The 13,117-nt window shown below is 65.6% G+C and carries 11 protein-coding genes; 3 read left to right on the top strand and 8 right to left on the bottom strand.

Going from position 1 to position 13,117, the window contains the following annotated elements; translation table 11 throughout:
• Positions 1–192: 192 nt before the first annotated feature.
• The 3 genes from NA11_RS09450 (at position 193) to NA11_RS09440 (ending at position 4,419) form a co-directional block, all read left to right on the top strand.
• Positions 193–1,323, top strand: a complete 1,131-nt coding sequence (locus NA11_RS09450) for a GGDEF domain-containing protein (protein ID WP_069161434.1) — start codon at positions 193–195, stop codon at positions 1,321–1,323.
• A 114-nt stretch (positions 1,324–1,437) separates the two neighbouring features.
• A complete protein-coding gene (locus NA11_RS09445; RefSeq protein ID WP_069161433.1) occupies positions 1,438–2,925 on the top strand; it encodes a M28 family metallopeptidase in 1,488 nt (495 codons plus the stop codon).
• 87 nt (positions 2,926–3,012) lie between these two features.
• Positions 3,013–4,419 (top strand): M14 family zinc carboxypeptidase, encoded by a 1,407-nt coding sequence (locus NA11_RS09440; RefSeq protein WP_069161432.1) that lies wholly within the window; start codon positions 3,013–3,015, stop codon positions 4,417–4,419.
• Positions 4,420–4,496: 77 nt separating this feature from the next.
• Here the strand turns inward: NA11_RS09440 and NA11_RS09435 are convergent, their stop codons facing one another.
• From NA11_RS09435 to NA11_RS09400, 8 genes are all read right to left on the bottom strand, one after another.
• On the bottom strand, positions 4,497–4,823 hold the full coding sequence (locus tag NA11_RS09435) for a hypothetical protein (RefSeq protein ID WP_069161431.1): 327 nt from the start codon (positions 4,821–4,823) through the stop codon (positions 4,497–4,499).
• A gap of 114 nt (positions 4,824–4,937) precedes the next feature.
• Positions 4,938–6,443 carry an MlaD family protein gene (locus tag NA11_RS09430; RefSeq protein WP_245745797.1) on the bottom strand — a complete coding sequence of 502 codons (1,506 nt, stop codon included), beginning with the start codon at positions 6,441–6,443 and terminating at the stop codon, positions 4,938–4,940.
• Between the two features lie 353 nt (positions 6,444–6,796).
• Positions 6,797–8,278, bottom strand: a complete 1,482-nt coding sequence (locus NA11_RS09425; RefSeq protein WP_141717495.1) for a glycoside hydrolase family 76 protein — start codon at positions 8,276–8,278, stop codon at positions 6,797–6,799.
• 54 nt (positions 8,279–8,332) lie between these two features.
• The gene (locus NA11_RS09420) at positions 8,333–9,193 is read right to left on the bottom strand and encodes a sigma-70 family RNA polymerase sigma factor (protein WP_069161429.1); all 861 of its coding nucleotides are present in this window, start codon (positions 9,191–9,193) and stop codon (positions 8,333–8,335) included.
• Positions 9,190–9,582: a VOC family protein gene (locus tag NA11_RS09415; RefSeq protein ID WP_069161568.1), complete on the bottom strand. Its 393-nt coding sequence runs from the start codon at positions 9,580–9,582 to the stop codon at positions 9,190–9,192. Before NA11_RS09415 ends, NA11_RS09420 begins: the two co-directional genes overlap by 4 nt.
• Positions 9,583–9,704: 122 nt before the next feature.
• On the bottom strand, positions 9,705–10,598 hold the full coding sequence (locus NA11_RS09410) for a LysR family transcriptional regulator (RefSeq protein ID WP_069161428.1): 894 nt from the start codon (positions 10,596–10,598) through the stop codon (positions 9,705–9,707).
• Positions 10,599–10,988: 390 nt separating this feature from the next.
• Positions 10,989–11,828, bottom strand: coding sequence for an NAD-dependent epimerase/dehydratase family protein (locus tag NA11_RS09405; RefSeq protein WP_218023275.1), 840 nt, complete (start codon positions 11,826–11,828; stop codon positions 10,989–10,991).
• Positions 11,829–11,856: 28 nt separating this feature from the next.
• On the bottom strand, positions 11,857–12,987 hold the full coding sequence (locus NA11_RS09400) for a serine hydrolase domain-containing protein (RefSeq protein ID WP_245745796.1): 1,131 nt from the start codon (positions 12,985–12,987) through the stop codon (positions 11,857–11,859).
• Between the last annotated feature and the right edge of the window lie 130 nt (positions 12,988–13,117).

Raw genomic sequence — 13,117 nt, 5'->3', positions numbered from 1 at the left:
CGACCATCCGGCGGTCACCACCACCGGCAGCGCCCCGCGTCGGTCAGCGGGCGACCGCCAGGCCCGGAACTCGCTGGCCAGCGCCGTGTGACCCAGGTAACAGAACTTTGGTCCGGATATAAGTTACATTTCAGCTACCTATGACATGGGTCTCTTTCCCGAGGTCCGATGTCGGCGAAGGTGGTGGCTCGAATGACCGAAGGCAGATCGTTGATTCTGGCTTGGTGGCGTGACCGGGTCGATTACCGCTGGCTGGTCAGCGTCCTCGGCTATCACGGCGCGCTGGGCTGGGTGAAGATCATGCTCGGTGCGGGTGGCGCGGTCATGTGCCTGGTCACCGCGCTTTCGATGATGTCGAACATCGGGCCGCGCAACGCCTTCTTCGAGGCGGGTTGCTGGCTGATCGTGATCATGACCGCGACCTGGGCGCTGCGCTGGTGGGCACTGCCGTGGCCGGGCCGAGTCGAATCGCTGCTCTGGTGCGCAGGCGCGGACATCGCCATCACCTTCGGCGCGTTGGCCGCGGAAAATCGTCTCTACGGCGCATTGGTAGCAACCCTGATGACCGTCCCCGGCATGTACGTGGGAGCGTTCCACGGACAACGCCTGCTCGCCGCCCATGTCGCCTGGTCACTGCTGTCTGTCATCGCGCTGGTCGTCCTGCTCATGCGCGACGGACCCGCGCAGGTCGGCTCCGCCTCGGGCGACCTCCGTCTCGGCATCGCCATCATCCTGATTGCCGTGTCGCTCAACGTCGTCGGATTGCCGACGGCCCAATTCTGCCGCTGGGTATGGCGTTTGAACGCCATCGAAGATCCGCTCACCATGCTGCTGAACCGGCGCGGACTCGACTACCACCTGTGGCGCTATCTCGGCCCCGACCAACGCGACACGGTGTACGTCGCGAGTTTGGACCTGGACCGCTTCAAGCTCGTCAACGACACCTTCGGCCATCTGTTCGGCGACGAGGTCCTGCGGCACACCGCCGACCGGCTCCGCACGACGGTCGCCGCCGACGCCATTGTCGCCCGCACCGGCGGTGAAGAGTTCGTCGTCGTCGGCTATCTCGGCGATGCCGACCCCCGTGCGGTCGCCGAACAACTGCGCAACGCCATCGAGTCGATGCCGGACCTGCCCGTCACCATCACCGCAAGCGTCGGCCTGGTGACCATGGCGACGTCACGTACACGGCACCCCGCCGCCGAGCAACACGCCCTTCGCCATTCGGACATCGCGATGTATCGCGCAAAACACATGGGCGGCAACACCATCGCGATCGCCGAAGCCACCGAAGACGATTCGAACGCGGCTCGCGTCTACTGACCGTGTTCGGCGGCTCCTCCGTGTTCACCAGTGTTCAACTGGGGTTTTACCAATGTTCCGCACCGGCATACCCTCCGAGAATCGGGATTTGATCCATCCTCCGGAGGAGCCGACATGCCCTCAATCTTCCTCAGCAACAGAACTGTTCGCGTTATCGGCGCGGTCGCTGCGGTACCCATTGCGCTCTCGCTCGCCGTGGCGGGAGCGGTATACGCCGACCCCGGCGCGCCACCCGGGGCGCAGGTGGCCGAGATCAAGGCGCCTGCCGTCAAGGAGCACCTGAACAAATTCCAGTCCATCGCCAACGCCAACGGCCGGACCCGCGCCGCTGGCACCGCGGGCTACGACGCCTCCCGCGACTATGTGGCCGAAAAGCTGCGCGGCGCAGGCTATACGGTGACGTTGCAGGCGTTCTCCTTCCAGGCCTTCCGTGAGAAGACGACGGCGGTCATGGAGAAGGTCTCCGCAGGCGCCACGACCTACAAGGCGACCCCGCCGAGCTTCAGCGAGGTCGGCGACTTCGCCACCTCGACCTATTCGGGGTCCGGCGAGGCCAAGGCGACGGTCCAGAACGTCGATCTGAAGCTGCCTGTCGGGTCGGAGCCGAACTCCTCGACCTCCGGTTGTGAGGCCGCGGACTTCTCCGGTTTCAAGCGCGGCAACATCGCCCTGATTCAGCGCGGCACCTGCACCTTCGCCGACAAGGCCCGAAATGCCCAGGCCGCAGGTGCTTCCGGCGTGATCATCTTCAACGAGGGCCAGCAGGGCCGGACCGACACCTTCACCGAGCCGCTCGACCAGACCGGCATCACCATCCCGGTGGTCGGCTCCAGCTTCGCCGTCGGCAAGAACCTCGCTGGCACGAAGGACTCCGTCGTGCGGCTGAAGACCGACACCGAAAGTCTGCCTGCCACAACACATAACGTGATCGCAGAGTCCAAGCAGGGCAATGCGGACAAGGTCGTGATGGCAGGGGCGCACCTCGATTCCGTGCGAGCAGGCGCAGGCATCAACGACAACGGTTCCGGCAGTGCGGGATTGCTCGAGGTCGCGCTGCAGATGGCCGCGGTCACGCCGAAGAACAAGCTCCGGTTCGCTTGGTGGGGCGCCGAGGAACTCGGCCTGGTCGGCTCCAAGTACTACGTCAACAACCTGTCCCAGGCCAACCGCGCCAAGATCGCGTTGTACCTCAACTTCGACATGATCGGCTCGACGAACTTCGCGTACAAGATCTACGACGGCAGCGCGGGCGGACCGGCAGGCTCCGCCCAAATCGAGAAGGACTTCGCCGACTACTTCGACTCGAAGGGTCTCCCGCACAACACCACACCGTTCGACGGTCGCTCGGACTACGGGCCGTTCATCCGCGTCGGAATCCCCGCGGGCGGGCTGTTCACCGGCGCGGAAGGCATCAAGACCCGCCAAGAAGCGCAGCTTTTCGGCGGTACGGCGGGACGCGCGTACGACCCCTGCTACCACCGGTCGTGCGACACGACCACCAACATCAGTGACACGGCGCTGACCGTGAACACCAACGCGATTGCCAACTCGATCCAGAAGTACGCCGCCGCCACCACCCTGCCAAGGGGCACGGCGGGATAGTCCGCTCCTCACCGAACAACTTTCACTGCACTCGAGGCAACGCCGCGCAATGCGGTGTCCGACAGTGGCGTGCGAAAAGGGAAGACTATGAGCAAATTACGCAATATCATCGCAACTACTTCCGTGGTGGTCGTCGGTGGCTTCTCCACACTTTTCTTCAATCCATTGCTGGCCAATGCCGCCGATGACACGCCCTACTACTGGGACGTTCCGGTGCCGTCGAAGACACAGGTCGAAATCCTCGAAAAGGCCGGAATCGAAACGGTTCCCGCGGGCCAAGGCAAGGTGACGATCGCGGTCGACGAGGCAGGCGCGCAGGCGCTGCGGGACAAGGGACTGAATCCGACGAAGAAGGGGCCGGTATACCAGTCGCTGCCGCAGGAACGAAAAGCCCCTGACGCCACCTACTACGGTGGTTACCACACTGCGGCGGACCTGCTCAAGCATGCCAAGGACGTCGCGACGAAGAATCCGGGAATCGCCCAGTCGTACGACATCGGCAAATCCTGGAAGGCCCAAAACGGCACCGGCGGCCACACCATGAACGTCATCTGCCTGACCGGTGCGGCGAAGGCCACCACCGACCAGGAGAAGGTCGCCGCGAAAACCACGGCCAAGCCGGATGGTTGCGCACTGGCACCCAACTCGGCCAAGCCGCGCTTCCTGCTCACCGCGCAGATCCACGCCCGCGAGCTGGCGACCGGTGAACTGGCATGGAAGTGGATCGACTACCTCGCCACCGGCTACGGCACCGATCCGGCGGTGACCAAGATCCTGGACACCACCGAGGTCTGGGTCGTTCCGGTGACCAACCCGGACGGTGTGGATGTGACCGCGAGCGGCGGTAACCGGCCCAAGATGCAACGCAAGAACGTCGACAACAGCCAAACGCCGCAGTCTTGCTCCGTCGTCGACGGGTCGGGCAACGGTCCTGGCGTCGACCTGAACCGCAACTTCCCGACCCGCTGGGGTGCCGACTCGAGAAACCCATGCTCGCAGACCTTCCAAGGTCCGCGTGGCGGCTCCGAACCGGAAACCCAGGCGATCCAGAAGCTGTACGCGAGCCTGTTCACCAATCAGCGGCCCGCGGGCAGCCGTGACGTCCCGGATACCGCGAAGGGCGTAGTCATCGATCTGCATGCCTACGGCAACTACGGGATCATTCCGGGCGCTGCGACCCCGAAGAACAGGGAACAGTTGCGGGCACTGATCAAGAAGGTCGTGCCGAGCGGATTCGTCGTCGGCACCGACCAGGAGACCGTCGGATACTCGACCTCGGGAACGACCGATGATCAGGCCCATGGCGGCCTGGGACTGGCGTCCTTCACCATCGAAATCGGACCGAACAGCGGAGGGAGCTGCACCGGCTTCATGCCTCGCTACTCGTGCGTGAACGACACCTTCTGGCCCCAGATGAAGAAGTCGTTCAGCACCGCCGCCCTGGCCGCCGGAGCACCGTACAAGCAAGCGCAGAACACTCCGACCGCCAATTGATGCACGCGACGTAAGTCGTAGCTGGACAAGAAGGTTCCGCCTGTGTGAACAGGCGGAACCTTCGCGTCGTCAAGGGGTCAGCGGTAGACCCAGATGCCGCCGCCCCCGAGGGGGACGACCCGGTCCACCGGGTGCGCGACACCGTTGTCGTCGTTCTGCGTGCAGTCGTACGGGAACAGGGAGTAGTGCCCGTCGCCGCCGCTGCACATGAGCGGGCGGGTCGTGCCATACGGGCTGATCAAGATCCGCGACGAGAGGATCAGATTGTTCTGTGAAGCGAACTCCCTCGACCAGTCGTGGCGGTTGGCCAGCCTGGCGTCGGCGTCAGGGTCGGCGGACGCGATCGGAGCTACGACCAGCAGAGCGGCCGCAACAGCACCTACACATGCGAGTACTCGTTTCATGGAGGGACTATCGGTAATGCGGCCAAGCTATTACACCTTGTACATCGACACAGAGACGTGTGTCATAGACGAACGGTCGCACTTTTGGCGACCCCTCGCTGGTGATCTGGCCTCTCAGCGGGGCATCTCCTTGTCGGCCACATGGATGGTCCCGCCCTTCAAGATCGAGCTCAGCAGCAGATATTCGGCGGTGGTCGGCGTGCGGCCGAGCAGCGCGGTGATCGCGGCATCACCCTGGTAGGAGATCGCACTCGCGGTGGGTGTGCGTGCCGAGGCAGGAGCCACCGGCGCGGGACCCGGCTCGGGTGCGGGTGCCGGCGCAGGCGGCGGACCGAAGCCGGGGATCATCGGGAACAGACCCTCGAGCGGAGTGCCCGCGAACGGCCGCGAGGTACTGGGCATCCCGGTCTCCGCGGGCCGGGTGTCCGGCGTGGTGACACCGGGGATCACCGGCAGACCCGGCATCGGCACCACCGGCGGCAAACCCTTCGCCGACTCCAGCGCACGCGGCCGCAGGTTCTCCGGCAACGGCGGCAACGGATTCACCGCGGGCGCGGTGAAGCAGCTCGGACCGGCCAGCTCGCCGTAGCGCGGGCAGTCGGCCACCGTATACGGCTCATACGGGGTCAGCGGGAGTACGAAGCCCAGGTTCCACACCATCTGACCCTGCGGCCCCCAGACGAAGACGGTGTTCCACCTGCGGGTCAGCTCACCCAAATCGAGGAGCGTCCGAGTGATCAAGCTCGGGTCTGCCGCCACCGCACCGAACATGTCGCTCGTGCCCGCGGTCACCTGCTTGCCGATATCACCGTTGCGGGCGAACAGATTATTGACGGTGTCGACCGTGTTGCCGGTGCCGGTGATCAGCGAGACCAGCTCGCTGCGCCGATCGGCGATGGTGCGCGCGGTGTTCACCGAGGTGCCGAGCACGTCGAGCAGCTCAGGCGCGGACTGGTTCAGCGCATGCACCGAACTGGAGAAATCGCCAAGCAGCACACCGAGATTCGGGATCGACTCATCGACCGACAGCAACCAGCGGTCGAACCGCTCCACCGAAGAGCCAGGCATCCGGCCACTGCCATCCAGCGCCTGCGACAAAGTGCCGAGCACCCGACCGAACTGCACCGGATCGATCCGATCGAGGATGTTGCGCACGGTCGTGAGAGTGTCCTGCAGTGCGATGGTGCCCGCGCTGCGATCCTCCTCGATCACCGCACCCTCACGCAGAGATTGATCGGCCGGACCGTTGAAGACCAACTCGACCGCGGTCACTGCGAAGAGATTGCTCGGCACCACTCTGGCAGTGACAGTGGACGGCACATCCTCGGCGAATTCCGGTTTCAGCTCGATCTGCACCTTCTGCAGCTCGCCCTTGGCCGCGACCTCGACGCCGGACACCGCACCGACGAGCACACCACGAAATTTCACGTCGGCCTGCGCGGGCAGTCCGTCACCGGTGGTGGTCAGGTTCGCAACAACATTCACCTTGTCCACGAAATAACCGGTGTAGCGCGCCACCAAGAACGCCAGCACCAACGCGAACACCACCAGAGCAGACGCACCGGCGAACAGCAGCTGCCGCATGGTCGGACCGCGGCCGCTGGGATCGATGACCACCATCTCGACCTACCCGGAAATCCGGATACAGACAACCTCGGCGTCCCAAACCGCCTGCGGCACTGACAGATTTGTATACACGACCGCGCCCCCTCCCGACGCCGGTTGGTCGCCCCGGCGACTCCTTGTGTTGGACGCAGCCTACAACGCAGCCATGAATAACACACCATTCTCGCGTGCCTGCATTCATAGATCCGGCCACTTTCGGCGAATCACTAAGAGACACAAGCCGATATTGGGCAATTATCCAAACGGGCGCGGCTACAAACGTAACCGATATGACGAATTCATTTGGCAGGCACGCATATTGCTCGGCCCGAGCACCGGGCGGATCGGCGGCACGGTGACAGCGGTGGTCAACCGGCGTTGAGGGCGTCCAATGCTGCCGCTTGGGTGGCGAAGTTGGGGTGGTCGTCGGGGCGCAGCGGACCTTGCCAGCGGAAGCCGTACCGATCGGCGTCGCCGGTCAACGAGTTGGCCTGGCGAACAAGGAATTCCTTGGTGGCGGTGGACTTTCCGGTGTCGACGAGCTCGCGATAGTCGCGGACGAAAACTCCCTTGAAGGTGTACGCGTCACCGCAGTCCGGGCCGGGACAGGTGCCGGCGGCCGCGTATTCGTCCAGCACACCGTCTCGGATGAAGGGCGAACCGTCCCTGGTCGTTGCCGTAGCGATCGCGTCTGCCGCGGTGAGTAATTCGCGTCGTCCAGTGGCTCGATACAGCGCGACCGCGCCGCGGATCACCGCGCCTTGGTCGTAGGTCCAGCGGATGTTCTCCTCGACCAGAACGCACGTGTTGTCGCCGAACTTGTCGAGGTGGTCGTTGATCAGACCGGAACGGTCGAACAGCGCACGACCCGCCTTCTCGGTGAACCAGGCCCAAGTCGACTGTGCGCGAGCAAGATACATCGACCGGTCAGCCCCTTCCGTCCGGGTGCTCAGCGATGCGGTCGCGGTCAAGTACAGCGCGTTGGTGATCGTGTTCACCTGGAACTGATCCGCGCCCGTACTCCCCCACACCAGCCCGCCATCGCAGAACGATGCCTTCGCGTCCTCGAGTCCGTCCACGATGGTCCGCGCGGCCGTCAAATAGCGGGTCTCCCCGGTGCGGTCGTAGGCGGCGATCCACGCCAACGCCCACCACAGTTCGTCGTCGCTGTTCCTGGTCTTGCGTGGCACCCCTGATCGGGCGACATCACCGTGCCGGTAGGTCTCCTCGACGTAGCTCAGATACTGGTCATCGTCGGTGCGCCGGATGTAGTCGAGCACGGCGGTCAGCGCGTTGGCGCTCTGCCATGTGCTGCGATCGCCCCGCCAGAGTCCCTCCTCGTGGTTGTAGGACTCCAGCAACCGTTCGAGGGCCCGCTGCCGCCGGTCCGGTGGCGGGTCCGTCGCGGCGGTCCACCGAGTGCACCGGATCTCCGCCCGGTCGCCGACCTTTCCGCAGGCCCGCAGCAGACTGCCGGAGTACCGGAAGAACCCGGTGCGCTGCGCCGTGGCTGCCACCGAAACGGTTGCGGCGCCGAGCATTCCGTCCGGTACATCGCGGGTGTCGCGGGCACGATCGAGCCACACCGCGTCGCCATGCTGCCCGTTCTCGATGCCTGCGGACGCCCCGCAGTCGGCCATGACCAACGTGACCGTGCGCGACCACAACCGAACCTGCGGATTCTCCCCTCGGGTCCCGCTCGCGGCCTGCGGATCGCCGCCGTCGATCGGCTGACCGGTACAGCTCGGTCGGCTGTGCGAGAGCTCCGACTGCACCACCAGGTACGTCGCCAACGTCAACCCGACCACGCCGACGACGATCCCTAGGCGAGCCCGTTTGCTTCCGATCACACCGTGCACGCTAGTTGCTGATCTTCGAACGGCACGGCGCGTGGTCGGGTGCTGCTAGGGCCGCGGCATTTCGATCGCGGCGAGTCTGGCCGGGTCGGCGACGATGTGAATGGCAGTGATCCGGCCGTCGGTGACCGCGAAGGCAATGACGGAGAAGGGCGTTCCGTCGAGGAGCCACGACATGTAGCCGGGGTTGCCGTTGACCAGCACGGGTCGCTGACGAACGACCTCGCCGGCGAACATGCGGGCGCGGGAGGCGACCTCGGTGGCACCGAGCACGACCACGGCGCCGTCGGGGGTGTCGACGGTCAACTTCACGTTCGGGTCGAGCACCCGCAGCAGCGCTTCGAAGTCGCCGCCGAGCGCGGCGGCGCGAAATGCCGTAGCGACCGCTCGACTTTCGCGACCGCCGTCCGCCGGTCGGTCCACGGTGTGGACCTTGCGGCGGGCGCGGCTGGCGATCATCTTGGTGGCGTCGACGGATTTGCCGAGTATCTGACCGATCTCGTGGAACGGGACCGCGAACATGTCGTGCAGGACGAACGCGAGACGCTCGCTCGGAGTGAGCGAATCGAGCACGACGAGCAGCGCGAAGCCGACCGAATCGGCAAGCGCCACTTGCCCGTCCGGGGCGGGTTCGTCGTCCGGCGTCACCACGAAGTCCGAAGGCTCGTGCCCATATGAGGTTTCCGGGTGGGTCTGCCGGGAACGCAACAGGTCCAGGCTGATTCGGCCGACCACGGTGGTCAACCAGCCAGACAGGTTGGCGATGGTCGCCGGGTCCTGGCGGGCCAGGCGCAGCCAGGCTTCCTGGACCACGTCCTCGGCGTCGGCGTGCGAGCCGAGCACGCGGTACGCGACGGCGTGCAACCGCGCACGCTGGGCTTCGAACGCCTCGGTCGAGTGGGCGGTCACGGTGTGCGCCGCTCACGGAGCGAGATCTGGTTGCCATCCGGATCCGTCGCTTCGACGCGGAGTCCGAACGGGTACTCCTCGGGTTCGGACTGACCGAAGGTGACGCCGCGCTGCCGCATGATGTCGAAATCCTTTCTCAGATCATCGGATTCGAGGATGACCGGGCCGGGTGCGATCTGCTCACCCACACCGACCGGCTGGCCTGCGGCGGCCGCGTGCGACCACAGGAGGATCTGCACCGGGCTATCGGGCACGCCGACGGTGAGGAACCGTCCGTCGGGCCCCGCGACGTCGATCCGCGTCTCCAGGCCGAGTCCGCCGGTGTAGAACGCGAGCGCGCGGTCTTGGTCGGTGACGTAAACCGTCACGTACATGATGGTGGTCAGCATCTCGTTCTCCAGTTCGTTGACAGGTGCGACGACCGTTCCGCTTTCGTCGTCGCACCTATGACGAGCGCTGGCCCGCGAAGGTAACAACATCCGCTCGCCGGCACCCGCCCCGACTCCATGATTCAGTCTGCGGCGGCGAGACGGATGTGCTGAGCGAGGGCCGCGAGCGCAGTCGACGAGGCTTTGGCCTTGGTGCCCCACGCCAAGAGGTGGTGGCGACGCGACCACGCGTCGGAAAGCTCGCACACCTGCACCGATTGGTCGGCGACGACCGCGTTGCGCGGCACGATGGCCAAGCCGACACCCGCGGCGACCAGGGTGATCACCGTGCTGAGGTGCGCGACGCGGGTGCGATGGCGCGCGAGCGGACCACCGTCGGCGCCGACATTCCGCTCGATCCACTGCTGCAGCGACGAGCCGGTGTCCAGGCCGACCAGCGGATGCTCGGCGACTTCCCGGTACGTCACAGTGGTTCGCCCGGCGAGGATCCCGCCCGTCTGACCGATCACCACAAGAGAGCCGTCGCACAGCGGTTCGACCTCCAACCCGCAATCGCCTGCCTCGTTGTCGATCACCACCCCGAGGTCGGCGTCACCGTCGGTCAGCATCCGCACCATCTGGGGCGTACGACGTTCGGCGACAACAACATCGACACCGGGCTGCACGCGCAGAAACGAGATCAGCGCTTGCGGAATGATCCGATGCATGGCCCCGCCACCGCCGAGCAAGGTCAGCGAAACCTCGGGCGAGCGCGTGTATCCGGCCAGCGCACCGTCCAATCGGGCCGTTTGCCGCAACACTTCGCGCGCGTGCCTGGCCAGGGTAGAACCGGCGGGAGTCGGCCGTACGCCACGCCGACCACGGATCAACAGCGGGATGCCCGCCTGATTCTCCAGTGCACGCACCCTCGCGCTGGCCGACGGCAGGCTCAGATGCATCCGCTGTGCGCCCGCCGTGATGGAACCCTCCGTGACGATGTCGAGGAACAAACGCAGGTCGACCAAGTCGTATTGCACCTGTCGAGCCTATGTTGTCGCCTTAGGCTGCGTGCGTGGATCGCGCATTGTGCGAACCTGCCGATTCGACGACTCTTGGTATCTAACGTGCTGATTCGCACCAGAAATCAAGAAGAACCACGATAGGGAGGTGCTGTGGTGACACCGCCAGCCACAAGCCCTGGTGTACTGCTCACGACAACAAGCCAGCCCGGCACCAGAACCCCCGACATCGATGAAGCATCTGCCGACGTCGCCCGCCTACTCCGAGTCTTCGGCCGCCGAGCACTATTCCTGGCGGCGCTGGCCCTACTGGCCGGGCTACAGCCTTTGGCGTTGCTCCTCGCCCTCGCGGGTCTCGGCCTGCTGGTCGTACCCGAATCGACCCGCCCGCACCCGAGCGCCGTGCCGTCAGCTCGATTCGGCGAGTGTCGTGACATCGTAGATCGGCCGGTAACCCAGCTCACGCTGCGCTTTGCCGGAATCGTAGACACGGTCGATCGACCTCGGTAGCGGCCAACCTCGTTGCCGGAACAAGGCCACAATCCCTGGAGCGCGGTCGCCTAACACGGTCGCCGCATCCGCTAACAGTTGCCGTGTATCGTTGGGACGGAACAGCATTGGGCCCGCGACATTGAAGATGCCGCGCACCTCGGGGCGTGCTATGGCCAGGCGGTGCGCACGAGCCACGTCGCGGACGTCGACCCCGCGATACAGCCGGTGCGCAGCCTGGACCGCGGGCTCCTCGGGAAAGCAGCGGGCGATGCGCAACACGATCGTCGTGAATCGGTGCCGCTGCCCGACGAGAGTCTCTGCGCCGAGCTTGGTCTCGTCGTAAATATCCCGCGGCTGCGCCCGCAGGGACTCCTCGACCCACACCGCTCGGCTGTCTGGCACCAGCGCATGCCCGTACACCGAGGTGCTGCTGGTGTACACCACTCGCCGCACATCACCTTCGGCAGCCTGGCGGAGCAGGGCGGCGGTGGCATCGACATTGACCGCCCGAAACTCGCCATCGTGAACCAGACCTACATGCGGTGCATGCAGTGCCGCCGCGTGCACGATGACCTCAGCGCCCGCCACCGCACGGGCGCGCAGCGTCGCATCGCGCAGATCGCCGCAGTGGGTCGTCCACCGGCCGGGTCGCACATCCCAACCGCGTATTTCCCAACCGGCCGTGTGCATTTCGTCGGCGACCGCAGACCCCACTATGCCGGAAGAACCGGTCACCAGCACCACACCCGACGCCACGTCAGCCGACTCTACCGCGCTGCGCCGCTCACCCACACAGTGACAGGGTCAGCGAACCGCGGACGTCACCCTCGGTCGGTGTGCCGGTGTAGGAGAAGGTGACGGCGCGCCCGGCCGTGGTCGCACCGGACACGGTGGAGAAGCCATCGACGCCGCCCAGGTGCCCGACAAACTTTGTGCCACAAGGTAGTTCGGCGTACCCGACGCCGAGCCCGTAGGACATGCCGTCACCGTTGCCCATGTCGACCCCGTCGAACATGTCCCGCAGTTGCGCCTGCGGAACCACCCGCCCTGCCACCAACGCGGTATAGAAGCGGTTCAAGTCGGCGCCAGTGCTGACCAGCGCGCCCGATGTCCACGGGATCGACGGCTCCAGTCGCGTCACGTCGGTCACCGCGCCGCCGACGATGCCGTAGCCGGTCAGATGCGGATCGCGCAGGCCTGTCTCGCCGGTGGCAGGCAGATAGGTGTTCGCCAAACCCAGGGGCGTGAGGATGCGCTCGCGCAGTTCATCGGCATAGCGATGCCCGGTCACCGCCTCGATCATCATGCCCGCGACAAGGTAATTGGTGTTGGTGTACTCGAATCGGGCTCCGGGAGCGAACTGCGCGGGATGCCGCAAGACGAGGGCGATCTCCTGCGCGGGGGTGAAGGTGCGGCCAGCCAATGCCGCCTGGTGCCCGTTGGTCTCCGGGGATTCCGCCGGTTGAGGCAGCCCACTGCGATGCCCCAGCAGCTGGCGAACGGTGATGGCGCGCCCGTCGACACCGTCGCCGACGAGCAGGCCGGGCAGATAGGTATCGATCGAGCGATCGAGGTCGATCCGATGTTCGGCCACCAGTTGCAGCACGATCGCGGCGGTGAATGTCTTGGTGATGCTGCCGACCCTGACGTGCTCGGGACGATCGGTGCTGATCGGGGTCCCCGCGGCGAGATCGGCGCGACCAGCGGACACCACGGTGTCGACGCCGTTTTCGGTCAGCGTGGCGAGAGCACCGACCGCGCCGGAACGGGTCGCCGCCTCGAGATCGCCACGCACCTTGTCGGCCCTGGCGGCAGCGCTGGCAGGAACGGAGGACGACTCGACCGAACTTGTCGCACAGGCGGACAGCAGCATCGCCACTGCGCAGATCGGGAGAGCGAAGGCTCGTACACGCATGCCCCGACGGTAGGAACCCAAGGTCCACATGCACATTGGACCGCAGTACTACAAGGACACCGGACCGAAGTATGGGGCGAAGCGTTGCGTCGAAGGCCCGCCACCGCACACATTTTGTGTTCCCGCACAC

It is taken from the genome of Nocardia altamirensis NBRC 108246 (assembly GCF_001612685.1).
Lineage (GTDB): Bacteria > Actinomycetota > Actinomycetes > Mycobacteriales > Mycobacteriaceae > Nocardia > Nocardia altamirensis.
Note: the sequence above shows the minus strand (reverse complement) of the source record. Positions and strands in the feature narration are given on the sequence as shown.

What these genes read in the sequence shown, in the direction of transcription:
- NA11_RS09450 (WP_069161434.1), top strand. Translation starts at nt 193, where the DNA reads ATGACCGAAGGCAGATCGTTGATTCTGGCTTGGTGGCGTGACCGGGTC.
- NA11_RS09445 (WP_069161433.1), top strand. Translation starts at nt 1,438, where the DNA reads ATGCCCTCAATCTTCCTCAGCAACAGAACTGTTCGCGTTATCGGCGCG.
- NA11_RS09440 (WP_069161432.1), top strand. Translation starts at nt 3,013, where the DNA reads ATGAGCAAATTACGCAATATCATCGCAACTACTTCCGTGGTGGTCGTC.
- NA11_RS09435 (WP_069161431.1), bottom strand. Translation starts at nt 4,823, where the DNA reads ATGAAACGAGTACTCGCATGTGTAGGTGCTGTTGCGGCCGCTCTGCTG.
- NA11_RS09430 (WP_245745797.1), bottom strand. Translation starts at nt 6,443, where the DNA reads ATGGTGGTCATCGATCCCAGCGGCCGCGGTCCGACCATGCGGCAGCTG.
- NA11_RS09415 (WP_069161568.1), bottom strand. Translation starts at nt 9,582, where the DNA reads ATGCTGACCACCATCATGTACGTGACGGTTTACGTCACCGACCAAGAC.
- NA11_RS09400 (WP_245745796.1), bottom strand. Translation starts at nt 12,987, where the DNA reads ATGCGTGTACGAGCCTTCGCTCTCCCGATCTGCGCAGTGGCGATGCTG.